At 39.2% G+C, this 22,981-nt stretch carries 19 protein-coding genes and 1 riboswitch; of the genes, 6 read left to right on the forward strand and 13 right to left on the reverse strand.

Going from position 1 to position 22,981, the window contains the following annotated elements:
• Positions 1-45 precede the first annotated feature (45 nt).
• Together aspS and NE363_RS02875 are read right to left on the reverse strand one after the other, a co-directional pair.
• Positions 46-1,830 (reverse strand): aspartate--tRNA ligase, encoded by a 1,785-nt coding sequence (gene aspS / locus NE363_RS02870; RefSeq protein ID WP_004705679.1) that lies wholly within the window; start codon positions 1,828-1,830, stop codon positions 46-48.
• A 170-nt stretch (positions 1,831-2,000) separates the two neighbouring features.
• Positions 2,001-2,765: a DUF4184 family protein gene (locus tag NE363_RS02875; RefSeq protein ID WP_445535783.1), complete on the reverse strand. Its 765-nt coding sequence runs from the start codon at positions 2,763-2,765 to the stop codon at positions 2,001-2,003.
• Between the two features lie 125 nt (positions 2,766-2,890).
• Here NE363_RS02875 and znuD point away from each other — a divergent pair, with 125 nt between their 5' ends.
• Together znuD and NE363_RS02885 are read left to right on the forward strand one after the other, a co-directional pair.
• A complete protein-coding gene (gene znuD, locus NE363_RS02880; RefSeq protein WP_445535784.1) occupies positions 2,891-4,891 on the forward strand; it encodes a zinc piracy TonB-dependent receptor ZnuD in 2,001 nt (666 codons plus the stop codon).
• Positions 4,892-4,965: 74 nt separating this feature from the next.
• A complete protein-coding gene (locus NE363_RS02885) occupies positions 4,966-6,429 on the forward strand; it encodes a phospholipase D family protein (protein WP_445535785.1) in 1,464 nt (487 codons plus the stop codon).
• Between the two features lie 251 nt (positions 6,430-6,680).
• Here the strand turns inward: NE363_RS02885 and NE363_RS02890 are convergent, their stop codons facing one another.
• Positions 6,681-7,127 carry a hypothetical protein gene (locus tag NE363_RS02890; protein ID WP_017482201.1) on the reverse strand — a complete coding sequence of 149 codons (447 nt, stop codon included), beginning with the start codon at positions 7,125-7,127 and terminating at the stop codon, positions 6,681-6,683.
• A gap of 163 nt (positions 7,128-7,290) precedes the next feature.
• Here NE363_RS02890 and NE363_RS02895 point away from each other — a divergent pair, with 163 nt between their 5' ends.
• Positions 7,291-7,653: an RcnB family protein gene (locus tag NE363_RS02895; RefSeq protein ID WP_019457489.1), complete on the forward strand. Its 363-nt coding sequence runs from the start codon at positions 7,291-7,293 to the stop codon at positions 7,651-7,653.
• A gap of 47 nt (positions 7,654-7,700) precedes the next feature.
• Here NE363_RS02895 and NE363_RS02900 read toward each other — a convergent pair whose 3' ends face one another.
• From NE363_RS02900 to NE363_RS02915, 4 genes are all read right to left on the reverse strand, one after another.
• Positions 7,701-8,183, reverse strand: a complete 483-nt coding sequence (locus NE363_RS02900) for a phosphate-starvation-inducible protein PsiE (RefSeq protein WP_004705685.1) — start codon at positions 8,181-8,183, stop codon at positions 7,701-7,703.
• A 119-nt stretch (positions 8,184-8,302) separates the two neighbouring features.
• Positions 8,303-10,084, reverse strand: a complete 1,782-nt coding sequence (locus NE363_RS02905) for an acyl-CoA dehydrogenase C-terminal domain-containing protein (RefSeq protein ID WP_004705686.1) — start codon at positions 10,082-10,084, stop codon at positions 8,303-8,305.
• A gap of 167 nt (positions 10,085-10,251) precedes the next feature.
• Positions 10,252-12,054 (reverse strand): acyl-CoA dehydrogenase C-terminal domain-containing protein, encoded by a 1,803-nt coding sequence (locus NE363_RS02910; RefSeq protein WP_191107425.1) that lies wholly within the window; start codon positions 12,052-12,054, stop codon positions 10,252-10,254.
• A 293-nt stretch (positions 12,055-12,347) separates the two neighbouring features.
• Positions 12,348-12,725, reverse strand: coding sequence for a hypothetical protein (locus NE363_RS02915; protein ID WP_445535786.1), 378 nt, complete (start codon positions 12,723-12,725; stop codon positions 12,348-12,350).
• Between the two features lie 132 nt (positions 12,726-12,857).
• On the opposite strand from NE363_RS02915, the gene baeS reads away from it, so the two are divergent.
• Together baeS and NE363_RS02925 are read left to right on the forward strand one after the other, a co-directional pair.
• Positions 12,858-14,519, forward strand: coding sequence for a sensor histidine kinase efflux regulator BaeS (gene baeS, locus NE363_RS02920; RefSeq protein ID WP_308965790.1), 1,662 nt, complete (start codon positions 12,858-12,860; stop codon positions 14,517-14,519).
• A 19-nt stretch (positions 14,520-14,538) separates the two neighbouring features.
• Positions 14,539-15,225, forward strand: coding sequence for a response regulator (locus tag NE363_RS02925; RefSeq protein WP_019457495.1), 687 nt, complete (start codon positions 14,539-14,541; stop codon positions 15,223-15,225).
• Positions 15,226-15,295: 70 nt separating this feature from the next.
• On the opposite strand, the gene NE363_RS02930 is transcribed toward NE363_RS02925, so the two are convergent.
• The 3 genes from NE363_RS02930 to NE363_RS02940 all read right to left on the reverse strand — a co-directional run bounded on the left by NE363_RS02930 (position 15,296) and on the right by NE363_RS02940 (position 18,671).
• Positions 15,296-15,877: a L,D-transpeptidase family protein gene (locus NE363_RS02930; protein WP_445535787.1), complete on the reverse strand. Its 582-nt coding sequence runs from the start codon at positions 15,875-15,877 to the stop codon at positions 15,296-15,298.
• 64 nt (positions 15,878-15,941) lie between these two features.
• On the reverse strand, positions 15,942-17,384 hold the full coding sequence (locus tag NE363_RS02935) for a protein adenylyltransferase SelO (protein WP_445535788.1): 1,443 nt from the start codon (positions 17,382-17,384) through the stop codon (positions 15,942-15,944).
• Positions 17,385-17,498: 114 nt separating this feature from the next.
• Positions 17,499-18,671, reverse strand: a complete 1,173-nt coding sequence (locus NE363_RS02940; protein WP_445535789.1) for an acyl-CoA desaturase — start codon at positions 18,669-18,671, stop codon at positions 17,499-17,501.
• A 208-nt stretch (positions 18,672-18,879) separates the two neighbouring features.
• Here NE363_RS02940 and NE363_RS02945 point away from each other — a divergent pair, with 208 nt between their 5' ends.
• Positions 18,880-19,410: an META domain-containing protein gene (locus NE363_RS02945; RefSeq protein ID WP_445535790.1), complete on the forward strand. Its 531-nt coding sequence runs from the start codon at positions 18,880-18,882 to the stop codon at positions 19,408-19,410.
• 28 nt (positions 19,411-19,438) lie between these two features.
• Here NE363_RS02945 and NE363_RS02950 read toward each other — a convergent pair whose 3' ends face one another.
• From NE363_RS02950 to NE363_RS02960, 3 genes are all read right to left on the reverse strand, one after another.
• Positions 19,439-20,152, reverse strand: a complete 714-nt coding sequence (locus NE363_RS02950) for a glycerophosphodiester phosphodiesterase (protein WP_445535791.1) — start codon at positions 20,150-20,152, stop codon at positions 19,439-19,441.
• 73 nt (positions 20,153-20,225) lie between these two features.
• Entirely contained in the window at positions 20,226-20,804 is a 579-nt protein-coding gene (locus tag NE363_RS02955; RefSeq protein ID WP_445535792.1) for a cob(I)yrinic acid a,c-diamide adenosyltransferase, read from the reverse strand.
• A gap of 94 nt (positions 20,805-20,898) precedes the next feature.
• Positions 20,899-22,749, reverse strand: coding sequence for a TonB-dependent receptor plug domain-containing protein (locus NE363_RS02960; RefSeq protein ID WP_191103400.1), 1,851 nt, complete (start codon positions 22,747-22,749; stop codon positions 20,899-20,901).
• A gap of 24 nt (positions 22,750-22,773) precedes the next feature.
• A riboswitch (cobalamin riboswitch) is annotated at positions 22,774-22,980 on the reverse strand.
• Between the last annotated feature and the right edge of the window lies 1 nt (position 22,981).

Below are 22,981 nucleotides of genomic sequence, written 5' to 3' on the forward strand. Positions count from 1 at the left end.
TAAAAAACCCTGCTTAAGCAGGGTTTTTTATTTAAAATCTAAAAATTATTTAGATTCTTCAGCTTTTGGCTTTTCACGTAAACGAATGCCTAAGTCACGAAGCTGGTTAGCTTCAACTGGAGCAGGTGCTTGAGTAAGTGGACATTCAGCAGTTTTCGTTTTAGGGAATGCAATAACGTCACGAATAGAAGTCGCGCCAGTCATTAACATTACTAAACGGTCAAGACCAAATGCTAGACCACCGTGAGGAGGAGCACCGTAACGAAGTGCGTTAAGCAAGAAGCTGAATTTCTCTTCCGCTTCTTCATCAGAAATACCAAGCGCTTCAAAAATCGCTTTTTGCATTTCTAGTGTATAAATACGTAGAGAACCACCACCAACTTCAGTACCGTTCAATACCATGTCATAAGCAACTGAAAGTGCTTCACCTGGATTGTTCTTCACTTCTTCTACGCTTGATTTTGGTAGAGTGAATGGATGGTGAACAGAAGTCCATTTGCCATCGTCAGTTTCTTCAAACATTGGGAAGTCAACAACCCAAAGTGGAGCCCACTCACAAGTTGCAAGATTCAAGTCGTGACCAATCTTGACACGAAGAGCACCCATTGCATCATTTACAACTTTAGCTTTATCAGCACCGAAGAATACGATATCGCCATCTTGCGCACCAACACGTTCCAACAGTTCGAGTACGATTGGTTCAATGAATTTCACGATTGGAGATTGAAGACCTTCAATTCCTTTAGCGAGTTCATTAACTTTGATGTAAGCCAAACCTTTTGCACCATAGATGCCAACGAATTTGGTGTATTCATCAATTGCGCTACGTGGCAATGAAGCTGCACCAGGAACGCGTAAAGCAACAATACGACCTTTAGGATCTTTTGCAGGTCCAGCAAATACTTTGAACTCTACTTCTTGCATTAAGTCTGCAACGTCAACGAGTTTCAACGGAATACGCATATCAGGTTTATCTGATGCATAGTCACGCATTGCATCTGCGTAAGTCATACGTTGGAATTTATCAAATTTAACGCCAAGAAGTTCATCGAACATCTTCACAGTAAGGACTTCCATTAAGTCCATGATCTCATCGTCACTCATGAACGATGTTTCAACGTCGATTTGAGTAAATTCTGGCTGACGGTCAGCTCGCAAGTCTTCATCACGGAAACATTTCGCGATTTGGTAGTAACGATCAATACCACCCACCATCAACAATTGTTTGAATAATTGTGGTGATTGTGGAAGTGCATAGAAACTGCCATTTTGTACACGACTTGGTACTAAGTAGTCACGCGCACCTTCAGGAGTTGCACGTGTCAAAATAGGTGTTTCAACGTCTAAGAAACCATTATCTTCGAAATAGTTACGAATAAGATTGGTCAATTTAGAACGGAAGCGTAAACGATCCAACATTTCAGGACGACGAATATCTAAGAAACGATATTTCAAACGAATTTCTTCAGAAATATTGGTATTTTCATCATTTAAAGGGAATGGAGGTGTTTCTGAAGTGGCAAGAACTTCGATGTCTTTACCCAAAACTTCAATTTGACCACTCACCATATTGGCATTTTCAGTACCTTCATAACGGCGACGAACACGACCTGTAATTTTTAATACATATTCAGAACGTGCTTTATCTGCTGTTGCAAATGCTTCTGGAGTATCTGGGTCAATAACCACTTGAACGAGACCATCACGGTCACGCATATCAAGGAAAATAACACCGCCATGGTCACGGCGACGATGTACCCAACCGCATAATGTAACGGTTTGGTCGATTTGGGCTTCAGTTAAAGAGCCGCAGTAATGAGTTCGCATCATGATGAAGATTATCCAAACTATATTGGCTGAAAAGACGGATGCGTAAACCGCGCACCGTCAAAAAAGTAAGTTTTCGATTATGCCCTGTTGAGTGGCATGCGACAAGAACTAGATCAAAAAACAGCTATAATTTAGCTAAAAATGAGCAATTTGGCAGCAAGTTTACCTATTCATCCCATTCTTTGTTGTCTATCTAAAAACAAGAATAATAAGCATCCTAAACTAAAGGTACTTAACCAACCCTGCATGAACTCATTGATGGATCGACCCGTGAAATAATAGGTATCGGTATGCCAAACCTCGTGAGGAATGTAACGGGCATAATCCCAAAGAGAAAATAAGCCTAAAAGTGTAGATAAAGTAAACAGGAACCAAGCAAAAATTTTAACTTTACGGCTTATTTTCCAGTGCTGTTTATATTTGTGATAGTAATGAATACTCATCCAGCCTAAAAAAGGTAGTGCCAGTGCAGAAGAACCGAGCTGAAGAAGGCGATGCAAAGGATACGGGCGGCCAAAGAAGTGAACCGTTTGGGATAAAAAATCTTGAAAGATAAACGTTCTAAAGTCAGAGTGGGTAAGACCATCCCAAATGAGATGAGTGGCAATACCGATAATGAGCGCGAATACAACTCCAATAAAAAAGTATATAAAATGTTTAATAGAGTCTAATTTCAAATCATGTTGAATGCCAAAAAAACGGTAAACCGCAGGCCTATATAGAACATACCAAATCGCGCAGAACAATAAACCTAATGCAAGGTTTGGATAGAGTAAACCTTTCCATTGATGCGTCAGCATGCTGGATTGAACTGTAAATAGGCGATAAAGATCAGGTGTCATACTGCCAATCGCTAAGGCGGCAATAGGTAGTATATTTCTGCTTAATTTGGCAATTGGTGGTGCAATAACAGCATGAGAGATTGTAAAAGGCATTGGAAACGGACGCTTCTCACATCATCAAAAACAACGAGTCTAACGAAACATACCTTGGGTTAATGTTTTTTATTGCAAAACGTTTGGAATGTTATAATATAACAAAAAAATACGGGTCATTCATTATGCAGCTCAAAACACAGCTTTTTGTTCTTTCATTATTATCATTTTCCATTCAGCAAGTAATGGCAGCGGATGATACAAATACTAAGGATGAGAAACCTGCCGAATTGGCAACAATTAAGGTTAAGGCAGAACCAGTTAACAACACGTCTTTGGCGGAAGGGGCAACAAGTATTGGTAATGCCTTAAATGGTCAGACCGGAGTTTATGCGGCTCAATATACAGGTGGGGTGAGCCGTCCAGTCATTCGTGGTCAAGATGGTACACGCGTCAAAATTGTACAAAATGGTGGCGATGTAATGGATGTTTCATCTGTATCGCCAGACCATGCTGTTACTGTCGATCCAAACTCTGCCCAAGATATTCAGATATTAAATGGTGCTGAAGCCTTACTATATGGTGCAGGTTCAGTTGGGGGACTGGTAAATGTTGTTGATGAAAAAATTCCAACAGCTGTGCCAGATAAGGGTTACCAAGGTAAAGCCAGTGTTCGCTATAACTCGGGTAGTGACGAGTTGCTTTATTCGGGACAAACAACAGTTGGTTTAGGCGACCATGTTGCGCTACGTGTTGGTGGTTTAAAGCGCGATGCGAATGACTATATCTTGCCTAAAGATTTGCAAACAGACGAGCGTCGTCAAGATAGTACTTTTGCTGATTCTAAAAATTATAATGCTGGACTGTCTTGGATTGGAGACCGCGGCTTTATCGGCGCTTCATTTAGCCAACGTCATGATCAATATGGCATTCCTGCTGAGAATGAGCTTTTTGGTTCATGTGAGCGTGATGGCTTGCATCTTGTGTGCGGTTCAGATGATCCAACCGATCATGGGCATGACCACGAACATGATGCTTCATGGATTAATCTCAAAGAAAAGCGTTATGACTTAAAAGGTGAGTTAAAAGATCCGTTTGCAGGTTTTGCTAAAGTTGCAGCGCAAGCAAGCTATACAGATTATCAGCATGAAGAAATGCATGGTAGTGAGGTAGGAACAACTTTTAAAAGCAAAGGTGTAGACAGCCGAGTTACACTAGAAAATAATGCTTGGGCTGGTTGGACAGGGCAAATTGGCGCGCAATATACCCAACAAAAACTAAATATTGTTGGTGATGAATCCATTATGGACCCAAGCAAAACCCAGCGTTATAGCGTGTTTGGTTTGCAACAAAAACAAATCAATAACGTCAATCTTGCAGTTTCTTCACGTGTTGACCACCAAACTATCGACATTGAGTCAGATCAAAAGAATTACACGGGTACTGGATATTCGGTTGCTGGTACTGCAAGCTGGGAATTTGTTCCACAATACAAATTGTCCTTCACAACGTCACATCAAGAGCGTTTACCATTTGCCCAAGAGTTGTATTCAGATGGTGTACATATGGCGACCAATACCTATGAGTTGGGTAATGATGACCTGAAGAAAGAACGCTCAAATAATGTCGAGTTGGGTTTGCACTTTGATAATGACCTTTTGAAATACAATGTAAGCGTTTTCCACAACCGTTTTGATAATTTTATTTATGCCAATACCTTAGATGAGTTCCAAGGATTCCGCCTCATTGAATATAGTCAAGATGCAGCAAAATTTTATGGTGTCGATGCTGACCTAAGCTATCAAATTTCACCTGTATATAATTTAGGGTTATTTGGTGACTATGTCCGTGGCAAAATTGATAATGAAAATGCACCGCGTATTCCTGGTGGACGTTTAGGAACTAAAGTCAAAGCCGATTTTGGTGATGGTTGGGATGGTTCTGCCGAGTATTATCATGTATTTAAACAAGATGATATTGCTAATTATGAAACCAAAGGGCAGAGCTATAACATGCTGAACTTGGGCGTTGGATATAATGGTAAATATAGCAACATTGGTGATTACCGAGTGTTCTTGAATGCCAATAACTTGTTAGATAGTAAAATTTATCAGCATGAGTCTTTCCTCGCAAATGTTCCACAAGTCGGACGTAATTTTACTGTAGGTGTAAACTTTAGTTTCTAAGGCCTAACACGAAACTAAACTTGAAAAATCAAGCTAAAAGACCTAATTTGAAATGATCAAGTTAGGTCTTTTTTATGCGTATTTTTCAGCGAATTCATCAAAAAATAAATTGGTCAGGGCGTCGTTATATGGCGGTATTACTTTGCGTTGTTGCTATTGCATATGTTGCATCGGCAATTTACCACACAGTAAAACCATTACCACAGGGCATTAACTTTAGTGGCAAGCTTAGACATGCCGATGTCAAATTTTTAGCAGATAAAACCTATCTGGATGCCAATGGTCAACAGAAACTTGATCAGCATATTTTCGATGAAATCTTGAAAATGATTGATGAGGCAAAGACTACTATTGTGGTCGATATGTTCTTATTCAATTCAGAGGTGGGGGATTCAAAAATAAAGCAAAGACCATTGATGCAAGAGTTAACCGATGCATTAGTGAGTAAGAAAAGACAAAACCGTCAAATTCAAATTGTACTAATTACTGACCCCATTAACTCGGTTTATGGCGGTTTAAGTCCTGAGCATTATCGTCAGTTACGTCAAGCTGGGGTTGATGTTATCGAAACGAATCTGATCCCTTTACGTGCATCTAATCCACTTTGGTCAGGGTTTTGGTATATCTGTTGTCAGAGTGTTGGAAATAACCCTGAAAAGGGCTGGTTACCTAACCCATTTGGTAATGAAAAAATTACGTTACGAAGTTATCTGAACTTATTCAATTTTAAAGCCAATCATCGTAAAACATTAGTTGTTGATACCGATGCTGGCTGGAAATCATTGGTTACGTCAGCAAATCCACACGATGGTAGTTCTAGACACTCTAATGTTGCGTTGGTTGTAACAGGAGCCACTGCTTCTGATGTTCTCCAAACAGAGGCTGCTGTTGCACAAATGTCTGGAAGTAGTTCACCCTCACTGATTTTAGGTGACTTTGAAAAAGATATAACCAAACCTCAAGTTCAAGTGTTAACGGAAGGTGCGATCTATGAATCTGTGCTGAAATTAATTAACTCGGCTAAACCGAAAGAGCATATTGATTTAAGTATGTTTTATTTGTCTGAACGTAAGATTATTCAAGCTCTAAAAAATGCACAAGCACGAGGTGTGATTGTTCGTGTTTTACTTGATCCAAATAAAGATGCATTTGGAAGAGAAAAGAATGGTATTCCAAACCGTCAGGTTGCTTCAGAGTTACATGCTGCGGGCATTCCAATCCGTTGGTGTGACACGCATGGTGAGCAGAACCATAGCAAAATGATTGTGAAATATAACGACCAGCAAGCTGAGTTGATTGTAGGTTCTGCCAATTTCACTGCTCGTAATTTAAAAAATTACAACCTTGAAACGGATATGCTGGTTATCGGCAAAGTTCAAGATCAAGTTTTTAAAGATGCTCAGGATTACTTCAATACTTCATGGTCAAACTTGCAGGGGAAACAGATGAGTGTCGATTACGCGAAGTATGCCGACGAGTCTAAAGTGAAATATTGGATTTATCGTTTTATGGAATGGTCAGGTTTGTCGACTTTCTAATGACCATCTTTGGAGTTTTCCAAAAATGGCTTGTGCCTAGAGTCATCCACAACCTGCCCAAAATCTGAGATTAGATTGTTTTTGCAATAAAATTAGATAAGCGAAAACAGTGAACAGGTTTTGTGGATGACAAATGCTTTTGGTTACTTTGGGCGAAACCAAAGTAACGAATTAGCTACTACAAGTAGAACTTAAAGCGGTAAGACCCCGTCGTGCTAATTAAAAAAATATAGAATAAAATTTTGAATAATTTAAGGCGCTGGCGGAATCAATTGATCTAAAGCCTTATCATCTAACTTTTCTATTTCACTCAAATCAGTCTTAATTTTCCACTGAGACTCATCATCCACCGGATTTGGTAAACGCGCCTCAAGCCAATCACAAACGACATCAGGGCTAAACTCAGGGTGATTACACTGAATAATCCACGATAAAAAATCTTTGGCTTCACCATTCATATAAGGTGGTGGTGAAACAGGAAAGAATAAGGTTGGTAGACGTTCATTTGTCGAGAGATAATTTAAAACATGGCCGAGTTCTTGTACGGTTTGCCATGCAAGTGGGTGTTCTACATCAATACTGAACTTAAACCACCAAGCGTGTTCGCCATCTGCTCCATGAGCCATAATACGGGCTTCTTGTACACTTGGAACTTTGCAGAAAAATTGATGAAGACGTTCAAAACTGATTTCAGACACAGCAATTGACCTAGCTTGGAAAATGCTAATGGTAGCATAGATACAGATTCTTCATATTTTCTTTATAGTCATTACAAACAATATCAATCAAGCCTGTTTTATTCATGGTTTCTCCTTGACTCTCTTTTAATCTAGCTCTATATCAAGACAAAAGGGATGCACCATGAAAAAGCCAATCGTTCTTGTACTTTCAACTTTAATGTTGGGTATATCTGCTACTGCGATGGCGGATTCAAATAATCGCTGGGATAATTATCACGGCAACGATAATCGACATTATGATCAGCGTTACGACCATCGCGATGAACATAGAGGACCGGGTTGGGTCAAAGCAAACCGTGGTGGTGAATATGTCGTAGTCAAGCGAGGGGAGCGTATTCCTGTAGAATACCGTGATCACCGTTACTTTGTTTCAGACTGGCGCGCACATCGTTTATATGAGCCACCACGTGGGTATCACTGGGTGAAAACGCCGAATCAATATTTATTAGTTGATTCACATCACCAAGTTTATCGTGTGCGTTAAGTGTAAAATATAGAATATTAAAAAGGCCTCAGTATCGAGGCCTTTTTTTATGCTAATTCATCATCTTGTGGCTGAGGAGTTTTGAGTGAGACTGGGGTCTTTGAATGCTTTTCTTTCATGACCGATGGATAATTCCATGAAGCAAAACGAACTACTAAAATTGAAATCGCTAAAATTAAAATTGAACCAGTAATAATGACTTGATCGATATCCGCTTTATGGTCATGTTGAATATCGGAAATGAGTAGGCGGGTTAAGGCTGTAATTGCGACATAAATAAGAAAGCGTACAGGCATGTGATTGGTTTTAAAGTAAATTCCAACCATTGCGCCAAGTTCTAGGTAGATAAATAATAGTAAAATATCATCAATTGATGCATATTTTTTGATAGTTAAAATTTCAAAAACAGTATGTGCCGCTGACCATGCCACCATACAGCCGATAATGAATAAAGCCAAATAATGAAAAGCCTCAACAGCATAGTGTCCAAATCGGTCGAGCGTTCTTTCAAACTTTTTAGGATCAGGCATAGTAAAATCTTTTTTGATATGAGTATGCCTAGAAAATAAACAAATTTTATGCCAATAGAAATAGTAAATACAAAATAAAAAACGCCTGAGTAATCAGGCGTTTTTTATGAAAAATTTAATTATGCTTGATTGGTAAAGTAGTCTTCACTAAAGCCCATAATTAAGTCAGCACCCGCTTTAATTTTAGCAATACGTGCATCAATATCTGGCAAGATACGTTCAACAAAGTATTGAGCTAAAGCAAGTTTGTTTTGGTAGAAATCACCAGACTTATCTTTAGCTGCAGCAGAAATTTTTGCAAACATATAAGCGAAGCTGAGTAAGCCCACTGCATGTAAATAATCAACAGCAGCAGCATTTGGGAAGTCTACGTTTTCAGCAGCTTGCTCAATAATAAACTGAGTAATCGCTTCAATTTCAGTTGCAGCATCTAATGTTGCATCTTTAATGAAATTCAAATCTGTGTCTAGGTCATTTGCAAAGTCACGAATCTCAGTGATGTATTCAGCAATGAATGCGCCGCCACATTTAATAGTTTTACGACCAATTAAATCTTGAGACTGAACGCCATTGGTACCTTCGTAGATTTGAGCAATACGAAGATCACGAATACATTGTTCCATACCCCATTCACGAATATAACCGTGACCACCAAATACCATCTGAGCATCTAAAGTTGCTTGGAATGCTGTATCTGTGAGGTAAGCTTTTGCAATTGGTGTTAAAAGCGCAACGCGATTATTGGCTTTTTTCACCGCTTCTGCATCAGTTGAGAACTTAGTGATATCGAGCTGTTGGCCTACATAAACAGCAAATGCGCGAGAAGCTTCGTTGTTGGCACGTACGTTAAGTAGCATACGACGTACATCACCATGTACTAAAATGCTGTCAGCAGGTTTATTTGGTGATTGAACGCCCGCAGCACTACGACCTTGTAAACGGTCAGTCGCATATTGAGCAGCATTTTGATAAGCAAATTCAGAAGCACCTAAGCCTTGAATACCCATTGATAAACGTTCGTAGTTCATCATCACGAACATTGCAGCAAGGCCTTCGTTTTCTTTACCAACGAGGTAACCTTTTGCGCCATCAAAGTTCATCACACAAGTAGCAGATGCTTTGATACCCATTTTATGTTCAATAGAACCTGGGCCAACATGATTACGGTCGCCTAACGAGCCATCTTCATTTACTAGGTATTTCGGAACAATAAATAGTGAGATACCACGTGAACCCGCAGGAGCATCTGGAGTTTTAGCAAGTACCAAGTGAATGATATTTTCTGCTAAATCGTTGTCACCGCCAGTAATAAAGATTTTAGTACCAGTAATGTTATAAGTGCCGTCTTCATTACGTTCTGCTTTAGTTTTAATAATACCTAAGTCAGTACCGGCATGTGGTTCGGTTAAGCACATGGTACCTGACCATTCACCTGAATAAATCTTAGGTAAATACGTTTCTTTTTGCTCTTGAGATGCATAGCTACTTAAAGCCATACCTGCACCCACTGAAAGAAGCGGGTAGAGCATGAAAGATGGGTTTGTCGCAAATAACATTTCATCGGCAAGAACGGTCAGCATTTTTGGCATGCCTTGACCGCCCCATTCTTCATCTGCGCCTAAGCCAATCCAGCCACCTTCTGCATATTGACGAAATGCATCTTTAAAGCCAGCAGGAGTAAAGACTTCGCCGTTTTCGTAGCGAGCGCCTTCTTCATCACCAGTACGGTTTAATGGATGAGTCACGTTCTGAGCAAATTTAGCCATTTCTTCTAAAATTGCTTCAGCAGTTGCAGCATCTACATGAGCGAGTTTCTCATTAGACTGCCAAAATTGTTCTGCTTTAAATACATCATTTAAGATGAATTTCATATCAGCTAAAGGAGCATTGTAAATTGGCATAATCGTTCACCTTTTTTATGCACATCGACCTGTGCTAGATATCCTGTAAAACGAAATGGATATTGAATTTAAAGTCTAAATTTATCACTGATTTTATAAAAAAAGGACCGTCAAAACTGAGCAGTCCTTTTTTAGTTTTTAACATTGCATATCGCAACTAACTATGGTTAGAAAGCGAAATGTTCAGCATCTAATGACATCAATGGGTCTAGACCACCAGCAATCACGTCTACATGAGAACGTACGCGTGGCAAGATTTTCTTGAAGTAGAAGCGAGCAGTGGTAACTTTCGCGTTGTAGAAATCAACGTCAGTTGTACCTTCTGCCAATTTCTCTTGTGCTACAAGCGCCATACGAGCCCATAGATAACCTAAAGTCACGTAACCAGCGAAGTATAGGTAATCTACAGCAGCAGCACCCACTTCATCCGGATTTTGCATTGCACGCATACCGATTTGCATAGTGAGATCGCCCCATTCTTTGTTAAGCGCAGCAAGTGGCTCAACAAATTCTTTCATGGCAGCATTGTCTTTATTTGCTTCTACAAACTTATGAACAATCTTGGTGAAATCACGAAGCATTGCACCTTGAGTTTGTAAAACTTTACGGCCTAACAAGTCTAGTGCTTGAATTTCGGTTGTACCTTCATACAAGCAAGCAATACGTGTATCACGTACGATTTGCTCCATGCCATGCTCAGAAATAAAGCCATGACCACCGAAGACTTGAACACCATGCTTAGCAGACTCAGAACCTGTTTCAGTTAAGAATGCTTTTGCAATTGGAGTCAATAAAGACAAGATGTTGTCAGCAAACTTACGCTCTTCTTCAGTTTCGCCTTTTTCAACGATATCTGCATATTGAGCGAGTAAGTAAACAAGTGCACGACCGCCTTCAGCAAATGCTTTTTGAGTTAAAAGCATGTTGCGAACAGCAGGGTGAACAATAATTGGATCTGCTTCTTTTTCTGGAGCTTTAGGACCAGAAAGTGAACGCATTGCTAAACGATCTTTCGCGTAAGTTAAAGCACCTTGGAAAGATGACTCAGACGCTGCTAAACCTTGAACAGCAGTACCAATACGTGCTGTGTTCATGAAAGTGAACATACAGTTCAGGCCACGGTTTTCAGGTCCAATTAAGTAACCTTTAGCTTGGTCAAAGTTAATCACACAAGTTGCGTTACCATGAATACCCATTTTGTGTTCGATAGAACCACAACGCACTGCGTTACGCTCGCCCACAGTTCCATCTGAATTTACATGGAATTTAGGAACGATGAATAACGAAATACCTTTAGTACCTTTTGGTGCACCCGGGAGGCGAGCAAGAACGATATGGATGATGTTGTCAGCCATGTCATGTTCACCAGCAGAGATAAAGATTTTCTCGCCAGAAATTGCATAGCTACCATCTGCATTTGGTTCTGCTTTAGTACGGATAATACCTAAGTCTGAACCTGCATGAGATTCAGTTAAGCACATCGTACCTGTCCAAACACCAGAAACAAGGTTAGGTAAGTAAGTATTTTTTTGTTCATCAGAACCATGATGTTCTAATGTACGTACTGCTCCGTGAGATAAGCCTGGGTACATACCCCATGCCCAGTTAGAGCTACCAACCATTTCTGAAATTGCGATACCTAAAGAGTTAGGTAGGCCTTGACCGCCGTATTGTTCTTCTGCTGATAAAGACGGGAAGCCAAGTTCAATATATTTTTGATAAGCTTCTTTAAATCCTGTTGGAGTAGTGACTACACCATCATTCCAAGTACAACCTTCGCGGTCGCCAACTTGGTTTAAAGGAGAAAGTTCATTTTCACAGAAGTCTGCCGCAGCTTCTAAATATTGATCAACCAATTCACGGCTTACGTTACCTTGGAAATCAGGTAATTTTGCATAGTGCTCTTCTGCATTTAATAATTCATGCAAAACGAATTGCATATCACGTAAGGGCGCTTTGTATTGTGGCATATCGGGTTCCTCAATACTGGTGAAACCAGAGTTATAATCCTAATCTACGATAATGTGCCATAAGAGGCACCTTGAACCATTACATCGTGCAACAACTTGCATAACTGTACAAGCACCTCAGGGCCTTTACTTTGTGACTGCAAAGTCAAGAAAAAAATACTTGAACTATGTAAGTGCTTTGAGTGTAAACACTTTTAGTGAAGTTTAGATGAGACAAAATAGTCAAAATCGTAAGTAGTTATGTACATAAAAAAAGGCGCCTAGAGGCGCCTTTTGCTTTGTTCGTTTATGCGTTATTTTGCTTGAACTGCTGCTGGAGCAGGGGCGTTAACTGGTGGTTGAGGGCGCTTTGGTTCAAAACGTAAGTTACACGTACCTTCAAGTGTTCTATCTCCAACTTGAACATTTACAGCTTGACCATTTGCTTTGCCTTCACATGCTTTTTGAATCTGTTCAAAACGAGCTTGACGCTCTGCGCGGTGCTGCTCCCACGCTGCTTTTTGTTCAGGGGTAAATTCACGGTGCTTCATACGGTGATGACCATCTCGTGGACCATCTTGCATCATGTCATGTTCTGGTTTAGGAGGTTGATTCATTGATTGACACGCAGCCAAACTACCCATAGTTACAATTGATGCACTAAATAATGCAATTTTAGCAGTCATTTTCATATCTAAAGCCCTTTTAATGTTTGTTTCCACATACCTTAAAGATTAGATAATAAAGATGAAGAAACAATGGAGAGTTTTTCTTTTGGTTGTTAGTTACAATGAAAAATATAGGGTAAAAATGAGAGAGTACTTTTGAACGTACTACGTGTTCCAATTGCATTGCGGCTATTTTTAACAGTCTTGCTGACTACATTGTTAATTGCAACCGCAAGTTTGAGTGTTCTGCACTGGACGATGCAAAAGAACTTTGCCAAATATGTGGCCGATGTTGAAATGCAAAAGCTAGATCGGCTCATGACCAATCTTGGAAATGTGTATAGCGTTTATCATGATTGGGGAAATGCAATTCAGGCGCAAATCTTACAAATTGAAGGAACGGCAGCGCCAGACGATTATGACCGTCTTTCGCAGTGGTGGTTAAGACGTCAATATGATATTGCGATTCAGCAGCATTCGTTCGATGAACACACGCTCATTAATGTTTCTCCAGATGGAGCGACAGCAAATAAAAATTCAATTTTTAGTGATGAAGAGCTACGTACATTAGAAAAGAACTTACCTTCAGAATATCAACCATTTGAAGGCTTAAAATTTCCATTAAGCGCAAACCAATTCCGTCCGCGTGATGATAAAAAAGGTAATTCAAAAAAAGGAAGTCTTAAAGATATTGAGACACAAAATGGCAAAAAGCGCTTTATTGCTTTGCCAGACCGTTTGGGCTTAAGTTCTCGTTTATCTTTATATGATGCCAAACATCAATTTGTAGTTGGTGAACCTCCATCTTCAGATCAAATGTCTTATCGTCCCATTATCGTCAACAATGAGGTGGTAGGGTACTTAGGACTAAAACCAGTTCTAGATAAAGAAGATGCTTTAAGTATTAATTTCTTTAGTAATCAAAAGCGTTATTTACTTTTAATTTATGCTTTAACTTTACTATCGAGTTTAGTTGCAGCACTTTTAATGGCAACTTATTTTAAAAAGCCAATTCAACGTTTATTAAATGCAACAAAGGAGTTAACGAAAGGTAATTACCAACATCAAGTAGTGATTAAACGAAATGATGAACTTGGTGATTTATCAACTCAATTGAACCATTTAGCCGAGATTTTACATCAACATGAAGAATCACGCCGTCAATGGGTTGCAGATACATCTCACGAGTTGAAAACACCGTTGGCTGTATTGCAAGCGCAAATCGAAGCAATGCAAGATGGTATTCGAAAGGCAACTCCTGAACATCTTGATGCCATGATGAGACAAGTTTCAAGCTTAAAGAAACTTACTCAAGACCTAGCAGATCTAGCACAGGCTGATGCTCAGCAACTTAAATGCTACTTAGGTTCAGTGAATCCGTGGGATGTTGTATTACAAGAAGTTGAAAACTTTAGACCTAAACTTGAGCAAGCAAATCTGGAAATTAAGGTTGAAGGTGAAGGGGTATCTTTACTGTTAGATCGTGATCGCTTTAAACAAATTATTGTTAATTTAATTAGTAATAGTATTCGTTACACAGAAACAGGTGGCAAAATTCATATTCATACAAGTCAAACTGCTCAAGAGTGGACTTTGTATGTTGATGATAGCCCGTTTGGTTTAAGTGATGAGCAACTATTACGTTTAGGTGAGCGTTTTTATCGAGTAGATGATTCGCGTACGCGTAGTACAGGTGGAACAGGATTAGGCTTGGCTTTATCTTGTAAAATTGCGCAAGCGCTTGGTGGTACACTAAGTTTTGAACACTCTCCGTTGGGTGGTTTACGCTGTGTACTTACCTTTAAAAAGCAGAGTTAAATAAAAGGAAAAATGGCCCATGAAGCATGTAATGTTGGTTGAGGATGAAGTTGAGTTAGCGCATCTGGTACGTGATTATCTTGAAGCTGCTGGTTTTGAAGTAAGTATGTTTCATGATGGTCAAGATGCTTACACGAGCTTTCAACAACGGAAACCTAATTTAATGATTCTGGACTTAATGGTTCCAAGAATGGATGGTTTAACGATTTGCCGTAAAGTACGTGAACAGTCAGATTTACCGATTATTATGGTGACTGCACGTACTGAAGAAATTGATCGAGTTTTAGGTCTCAATATGGGTGCTGATGATTACGTTTGTAAGCCATTTAGTCCAAAAGAGTTAGTTGCACGTGTACAGGCCGTTTTACGTCGTTTAGAGCGTAAGGCAGAGCCAGAGCAAAATGATTCCTTCCGTATTGATAAAGCTCAGCAAAGAATTTGGTATCAACAAAAGTCGTTAAGTTTAACGCCGACAGAATTTCGCCTACTTGAGCTATTTTTAGAACATGTCGGACAAGTTTATTCACGTGCGCAATTATTAGACCATATTAATCCAGACAGCTTTGATGTTGCTGACCGAGTTATTGACAGCCATATCAAAAACTTGCGCCGAAAAATTAGTGAAGCAGCTGAAACTGGTAACCGTCATGAATGGATTCAAGCTGTTTATGGCGTTGGTTACCGCTTCGAGTATCCAGAAGAGTAAACTGTTCAGAAAAGTTATTCTGTGGATAACCACAATGTTATCCACAGAAAATGTGGATAGTTTTCAAAGATTATGTATAAATTATAATCTTGGTATGATTAGGGACTAATTGCCAAATTTCATCTATATCAACATTTCTAACTGCGATACATCCTAAAGTCCACTCTTTGTGTGGCATATAACTTGAACTAAAAGGTATCCATAAAAAGGACTTTGGGGCAGATCCATGGATCATGATATTCCCACCTGCCGGCTGATTATGCTGTTTAGCATAGGCAACATCTTGTGTATTAGGATAGGAAATATGCAATGATTTATAGAAAGCACTTTTGGGATTGCGCCAGTCTATAGAATAAATACCTTCAGGTGTTTTACCGTCATTTTCAAAGTTTTTATGCCCTTCAGGGTTGAAGCCTAAACGAATAGGGTATCGACGAATTACTTCCTGATCACTTTTAAGTAGAAGTATGCGTTGATTTTTAAATACTTCAATTGAGGTTATAGGTTTTGTCTTTATAAGGTGAGATATCTCATTACTTGTGAGTTTTTTATGAGAAGAGACAAAAGTAGGTAAATATTTTTCATACTTATAAAAAGCAATTCCAAGTGGAATGAATAGAAGTGTACAAATAATGATAGGTCTAATTTTCATATATTATTCTTTAATGTTTAAGAAACTCTCTTAAGCGACTTAAGAGAGTTTTAGTTTTTTAATATTAAGACGAACAACTTACCGCTACATCAGGCACATCACTTGGTAAAGGGCCTAAATCTTCTGGTTTTTCCAAATCTGGCTGTCTTGTATAAGGATGATTGAGTAACTTAAACAAACGGTCTACCTCACTAAAATCATCTCGCTCCGCTGCTTCAATCGCTCGCTGTGCCATATGATTACGTAAAATATAAACTGGATTTGCTTGTTGCATGTTTGCATCAAGTTCATCTGTATCTTGATGTTCACGAATATTTTCATATTGGCTAAGGAACTCGTCGAACTGTCGAATATCGAGGCAGTCATCACGTAGAGCCTTATACTCTTTATTTTGCAGTCTAATAAAGCTTTGAGTGTAATCTAGCTGCTCGGTTTGTAAGATTCTTAAAAAAGCAAAACAACAATCAAGGCTATCTTTATGGAAATGAGGAAGTCCCATTTTTTTGCATAAACCAGTGGTGTAATGCTCAATAAAAGTCGGTTCAAATTCTTCTAGACAAGCGGCCAACGCTTCTTTGAACTGCTCTTTATGCTCAGTTTCGGCAAGTGGAATGAGATTATTTAACCAAGTCCATAAATTCCAGTGCGCAATACTTGGCTGGTTTTGATAGGTATAACGACCTTGATAATCGGAATGGTTGTTAATCCAGTTTGGACGGAAACGTTCCATAAAACCGTATGGGCCAAAATCGAGTGTAGAGCCCGTAATATTTAAGTTGTCAGTATTCATTACGCCATGAGCAAAACCGACCAATTGCCATTTGGCAATCATGATGGCTGTATTTCTAATCACAGCTTTAGCAAAAGCTAAAATAGGCTGAGCTTCTTGCTGGCATTCTGGATAGTGCCATTCAATACATTTTTGAGTGAACTCTGTTAATAACTCAGGTGCATATTGATTGATCCATTCAAAATGACCTAAACGAATATGACATTCAGATGTTCTGAGCAGCATTGCACCCGGTTCTAATTTTTCACGCTGTACCCCTTGAGCAGAGCTTGTAAAACCTACTGCATGACTCGAAGTGACTCCTAAAGCATTTAAGGCATGACCTGCTAAATATTCACGAATAACAGAGCGTAAAACTGCTCGACCATCTCCCATACGTGAATAGGGGGTAGGGCCAGCACCCTTCAAATGCAAATCGATAGTTTGGCCATTTTTATTCAGAATTTGTCCAATGAGTAGACCACGTCCGTCGCCTAGCTGACCTGCCCATTGCCCAAATTGATGCCCTGCATAAACCATTGCTAAAGGTGGAAACTCTGAGAAAGTCCGCTGACCACTGCAAATTTCTACCCATGCCTCTTTTTCTTCATCCGTCCATTGTAGTTCTTCGGCTAAAGCCAAATTGAAATGCCCAGCTTTCGCACCACGAAGAGGAGTGGGCTGCTGTATATGAAAAAGCTTAGGATTGAGTGATGAATAAAGCGGATTAAAGTGCATAGACTGGACTAAATATTTGAGGCGAACTTCACTATACCATAGTTAAAAACCAGCCAAAAAAATAGCGCCTGTAAAGCATGGCTTTTACAGGCGCTATTTCAAACTAGAGTCGTATTAGTCTGGTACGACGTTAGTGTTCTTTTTAATGTTGCGCATTAAAGTTTCTAAACACTCACGGTGGTGACTCAAACGATGTTCAAGCAATTGGAAATCAACCTTTAACTTATGATCCATTCTATGAATCTTTTCAGCCATAGCTGCTTTCTTCGCTTGTAACTCTTGTTCTTTGAGTTTCGCCCAGTCATTTAAAGTGTGGGTAAATGCTTCATATTCTTGAGCAATGCGTTGCTTCATTTGGCTCATGTCCGCATTTACATCATGGCCATAAATAGCAAGGTCTTGTTCAGCATATTTAAACTTCATTGCCAATTCTGCTTTTTTAATATTAAAGCTTGGAATACGACGTAAGTTCTTTGCTAAACCAACTTTAGAACATGTCCAGATTAACCATTTAGTTGGGTCATATTGCCACCATTTCACACCATTACGATAATCGTATTGGAAAATATGGTGATAGTTATGATAACCCTCGCCCCATGTTGCAATCGCTAACCAGAAGTTATCGCGTGCTGAGTTTTCATCGGTATAAGGGCGTTTACCAAACATATGGCAAAGTGAGTTAATAAAGAATGTTACTTGATGGCTAATGATTAAACGCAATAAACCACCGAGAAGTACAACTCCCCATAAGTCGCCAGTTGCCCAGCCAACTAAACCTAAAATACCCACATGAACTGCTACAACCATTAGACCGTAGTATTTATGTTGGAACATCACTAGTTTGTCATTGAGCAAATCAGGTGCGTTTTTAAAGTCTGGCTTAGATGGAGAATGATCGCGGATCATCCAACCCATATGGGCATACCAGAAACCACGTTCAATTGAGTATGGATCTTCATCCACATGGTCAACATGACGGTGATGAGTACGATGACCAGATGCCCAAAACAGGATACTGTTTTGTACAGCAAATGTACCTGCAATCATTAAAAGAATTTTAAGTGGTAATGACGCTTCATAAGCACGGTGTGCCCAAAGACGATGGTAACCAGCAGTAATCCCCATGCTACTTAACGCTAAAAGAAAAAATAAGCTTACCCATGCGCTTACACTAAAATCATAATAATACGCATAAATCGGGATTATGATTGCAGCAAGAATTGGTAAACCAATTAAGGTAATGCTAGCGGTCCAGTTAATTGGGGCCTTGAGTGGGGCGGAAGTCATATCCGGCAGCGCTCCTAGAAACCTTGTTAAACAAGGTAAAAAGACAAAACGACATAGCAAAACCAATCATCAAGATTTATTGCTATTTTGAACATTATATTAGCATGTGCTTAGTGAGAATCACTAATATTATTGTACAGATGTACTGAAAGAACCGTAACAGAATTAAACCATGCTTGGCAACATTTCAGATAGGAGAAGTTGTGTAATGAAAATACAGCGATTGAGAAAAAAGAATAGCATTGATATTGCAAAGAAATTGCCATTGAAATGTCTTTTCATCACAATCAGCCTTGTATTGGCAGCATGTCAAAGCACGCCGCAAAAAAATATTCAAAAAGGCCATGTAAAGTCTACACACCATATACAAACCCAAGTAGTCAAGAAGAAAGTGAGCCCAGAAGGTGTTCAAGACATTGATTGGCAAATTACTCAGATCAATGGGCATAAGGCAAAATTCTTTAACCAATGGCCGACTCTTTCATTGAACTCAGCGGTCAAAACTGTGTCTGGTCATACGGGATGTAACCGTATTTTTGGTCGATATACTTTCGACTTCAACCAAAAGAAACTAGATATGGAAGTTAATGCCGGTCATTCGAGTTGTGATGGCGCTTTGGCTCAAGAAGCAGAATTAGTTGATTCCTTACAACGTATTCAACGCTTCCAGTTGGTAGGTAATACCTTGTATTTACTTGATCAGAACGGACAACGCCTGATTCAGGCAGAGAAAAAATAAAAGGTGGTTAATACCACCTTTTTTCTATTTAAAGCGCTTCGAGCATTGTTGTAGGAATATCTGTAATTAAACCTTGAATATCTAAATCACGGAGCCTTTTGGCTCTTTCTACATCATTTACTGTCCATACACTAATGTTTAAACCTGCTTGATGAGACAGTTGAATCATTTCATCTGTAGCAAGTTGGTCATGCCAACCAATATGACCGCAACCATATTGATGAGCGAGTTCAATTGCTGTGGCTCCAACTGGAATTTCAACTAACAAACCGCGCTTAAATTGTGAGTTGATATCACGTAAGGCAGTTAAAATTTGAAGATCGAAACTTGTGATAGTTACGACTTTTTCATAACCCTGTAATTCAGACTCAAGCTTTTGAACTAACTTTTCTGCAAAAGCCATATCTCTGACAGCTTTAACCTCAACTTCAATATGATCGAAGTTATCAAGCAGGTTTAAAACATCTGTAAGAGTGGGTGTTGGCTCTGAATTTGGCCAGTTGGGCCAGTTTTGGCGATGATCAAATGTTAAAGCTTGAGCCAAAGTGGACTGCTCAACAATTTGGTCGACTCCAGCTGTACGTAAAAAATTATCGTCATGAATAACGACCAATTCTTGGTCCTGAAGCTGACGAATATCAAATTCGACACCACGAATACCTAAGTTTTTTATGTGCTGAAAACCACCTAATGTATTTTCAGGAGCTTCTCGGCGTGCACCACGATGACCAATAATGCGCATAATTTTCTTCTATTCAGTTATTGTTGGTTATGGTCTCTTCAAAAGTAGAGACCATACTTAAGTTAGTCTATTTTTAAATAATCTCATTAATATTTTTTTGCCAAAGGACTTCTTGTCCACCTTCGGCACGCTGTAGAGCACGAGATGCGACAAATAACCAGTCTGATAGACGGTTTAAAAGTTGGAGCGCCGTGGCTTGAATATTTTGATCACGCGTTTGTACTGACATGAGTGACCGTTCTGCACGACGGCAAACAGCACGCGCTTGATGAGCATAACTGCAAGATAAAGAGCCAGATGGCAGAATAAACTCTTTCAGCATAGGCAAATCTTCATTCATACGGTCAATTTCTTTTTCCAGAAACTCAATACAAACGGGCTGAAGTAAATTGTAGTTTGGAATACAAACTTCGCCACCTAAATCGAAAAGCCAATGTTGAATTAGGCTTAGACTCTTGTCCCAATCTGCTTTATTGGTCACTTGGCTGGTCGTGATTTGTGCGCGTAGTACACCAATAATCGCATTGAGTTCATCGACATCACCAAGTGCCGCAATTCGTAAATCATCTTTGGCAACACGAGAGCCATCGCCTAAACCTGTTGTACCTGAGTCGCCTGTGCGTGTATAGATTTTACTTAAACGGTGTCCCATGATGGATATCCTGAACATAAAAAAGGGGATAATGTCGGTCAAAACATTACCCCGAAACTGGAGTTAAGAAAATATTTTTATAATAAAGATTTGCTTAGTAGCTTAATGTCACACCAGCTGATGCAAGGCGGCCACTGGCAATATAGTATGAGCTAACCTCTGTATTCCATGCTGTCTTATATTTCGTATCATATAAATTTTGAATATTAGTAAAGATTTTGACATTTGGGTTCATTTGCCAATAAGCGTTAAAGTCAAGAGTAGTATAGCCAGGGACATCTTGTGTATCTTTTGCTTTGCCTTTTGCAACAAAAGCTGTGTTGAAACCATATACACCATTATCCCAGCCAATATTCATATTGAAGTTTTGACGTGGACGGTTTGGAGCATCTTGATCAGTTTCATCATTTTTAGGTTGGACATAAGCATATTCGGCATTAATAAACCAATTATTTAATGACCACTTTAAGCCTAGCTCAGCACCAGTTATGGTTGCTTTATCAATATTATAAAATACGTAATTTGTTGCGGCAGAAGATACCATTAAGTTATCAACTTTAGTTTGATAAACCGAACCATATATATTGAAACCATGATTTAGTTTTTGATCAAATCCAAGTTCATATGACACACTTTCTTCAGGTTTTAAATCTGGGTTTCCACCCCACCAAGCTGGTTCTGTAATAATTTGCCCTACAACTGGTGCACGAAAAGCTGTGCCAATATTTGCATATACACTAGTTGTTGGGGTGATAAGAAGACGTCCAGCAAGCTGTCCGACAGTATGTGTACCAAATTGATCATTGTCTTCTACACGAATACCTGCTTGGGTATTGATACCATTATGTTGATATTGGTGTTGCAGATAATAGCCAGTCGTCTTATTAGAATTATCAAATCCTGTATCGCCACTATAAGCAACTACTTTCTCGGCAGTTGTTTTATTATGTTCTATACCAAATAAAAGATTTTGGCTTGGTGTAAATTGCCATTTAATATTTGAATCTATCTCTTGCTGCTTTGTATTTACAATTGATGGGTACGCTGCTTTTATTAAATTATATTGGTCTTCAAATTGAGAAAGACGTGTGTTCCAAATAATATTGTTAGTTAAATTAAGACGGGCATTAACATTGTATAAGCGGTTAGTAAAATCATAGGCTTGCGGTGCACCATAAGAAAAAAAGTCACCAGTACCTTTATTTTCTTTGATTTCAGCTGATAAACCATATTGCTCTTTATCAACACCAACTTTAGCTGAATAACCTTTTTGATCAAAGCCAGCTTTACGTTCGTCATTGCTAATGATTTGATCACCATCTGTTTCAAAACGTTGACCACGAATTTGAGCATAATAACCGTCTTGGGCTAAATCTATACCTAAAATAGATTTATAAGTATCTTTTTCACCAGCTTCGATAGTAGTAAAGACTTTATTTTCTGTAGGAGTTTTCGATATTAATTGAATTACGCCACCAATAGCATCAGTACCGTATTGAACTGATGCAGGACCTCGTAATATTTCAATTTGTTTAATATCGCTTGTATCAAATAATTGGATATTTTGACCTGCTACAGTTGCTGTATTTGAACGCATGCCATCTTGTAAAAATAGAGTGTGTCCAGCACTTGCTCCTCGAATAAATACAGAAGCTGTTTGGCCATAACCGCCTGTTTGATGAACAGTTAAACCCGCTTCTTTTCTTAATAAAGAAGGTAAGTCTGCAATAGGATTCTGCGCAATGGTTTTTTCATCAATCACTGAAATACGCGCCGGAACTTCACTCGCTTTTTCTGCGCTTTTTGAAGCAGTCACTACAATTGGATCGAGCTGAGTTGTGGTAGTTGTATCTTCAGCAAAAATAACAGGTGAACACCCCATCGCAATAGCGATAGCCCCCACCAGACGGGTAGGTTGAAAAGACTTAGACATAACATGCTCCATACATTCACCCCACGTGAATGATCGGGTAGATAGATGAAACAAGCAGGTCTCCGGACTTCAGCGCCATAAATCATTTATGGACATATTCACCTTCCCACATCACTGCAGTGGTGTAAGTCGATCTCGACTTAAAAAATATGCTTTACATTGTTACCGTTGCGGGGGCAGTGCCGGACTTTCACCAGCTTCCCTAAAGCATCAATTGCTTACACTTGCTTCCATTTGAACGCAG

Source organism: Acinetobacter sp. G18 (assembly GCF_052660225.1).

Bases quoted from the DNA above. Each gene is read 5' to 3' on its own strand.
- aspS (WP_004705679.1), bottom strand. From the start codon at position 1,830: ATGATGCGAACTCATTACTGCGGCTCTTTAACTGAAGCCCAAATCGAC.
- NE363_RS02875 (WP_445535783.1), bottom strand. From the start codon at position 2,765: ATGCCTTTTACAATCTCTCATGCTGTTATTGCACCACCAATTGCCAAA.
- znuD (WP_445535784.1), top strand. From the start codon at position 2,891: ATGCAGCTCAAAACACAGCTTTTTGTTCTTTCATTATTATCATTTTCC.
- NE363_RS02885 (WP_445535785.1), top strand. From the start codon at position 4,966: ATGCGTATTTTTCAGCGAATTCATCAAAAAATAAATTGGTCAGGGCGT.
- NE363_RS02895 (WP_019457489.1), top strand. From the start codon at position 7,291: ATGAAAAAGCCAATCGTTCTTGTACTTTCAACTTTAATGTTGGGTATA.
- NE363_RS02900 (WP_004705685.1), bottom strand. From the start codon at position 8,183: ATGCCTGATCCTAAAAAGTTTGAAAGAACGCTCGACCGATTTGGACAC.
- NE363_RS02905 (WP_004705686.1), bottom strand. From the start codon at position 10,084: ATGCCAATTTACAATGCTCCTTTAGCTGATATGAAATTCATCTTAAAT.
- NE363_RS02910 (WP_191107425.1), bottom strand. From the start codon at position 12,054: ATGCCACAATACAAAGCGCCCTTACGTGATATGCAATTCGTTTTGCAT.
- NE363_RS02915 (WP_445535786.1), bottom strand. From the start codon at position 12,725: ATGAAAATGACTGCTAAAATTGCATTATTTAGTGCATCAATTGTAACT.
- NE363_RS02925 (WP_019457495.1), top strand. From the start codon at position 14,539: ATGAAGCATGTAATGTTGGTTGAGGATGAAGTTGAGTTAGCGCATCTG.
- NE363_RS02930 (WP_445535787.1), bottom strand. From the start codon at position 15,877: ATGAAAATTAGACCTATCATTATTTGTACACTTCTATTCATTCCACTT.
- NE363_RS02935 (WP_445535788.1), bottom strand. From the start codon at position 17,384: ATGCACTTTAATCCGCTTTATTCATCACTCAATCCTAAGCTTTTTCAT.
- NE363_RS02940 (WP_445535789.1), bottom strand. From the start codon at position 18,671: ATGACTTCCGCCCCACTCAAGGCCCCAATTAACTGGACCGCTAGCATT.
- NE363_RS02945 (WP_445535790.1), top strand. From the start codon at position 18,880: ATGAAAATACAGCGATTGAGAAAAAAGAATAGCATTGATATTGCAAAG.
- NE363_RS02950 (WP_445535791.1), bottom strand. From the start codon at position 20,152: ATGCGCATTATTGGTCATCGTGGTGCACGCCGAGAAGCTCCTGAAAAT.
- NE363_RS02955 (WP_445535792.1), bottom strand. From the start codon at position 20,804: ATGGGACACCGTTTAAGTAAAATCTATACACGCACAGGCGACTCAGGT.
- NE363_RS02960 (WP_191103400.1), bottom strand. From the start codon at position 22,749: ATGGAGCATGTTATGTCTAAGTCTTTTCAACCTACCCGTCTGGTGGGG.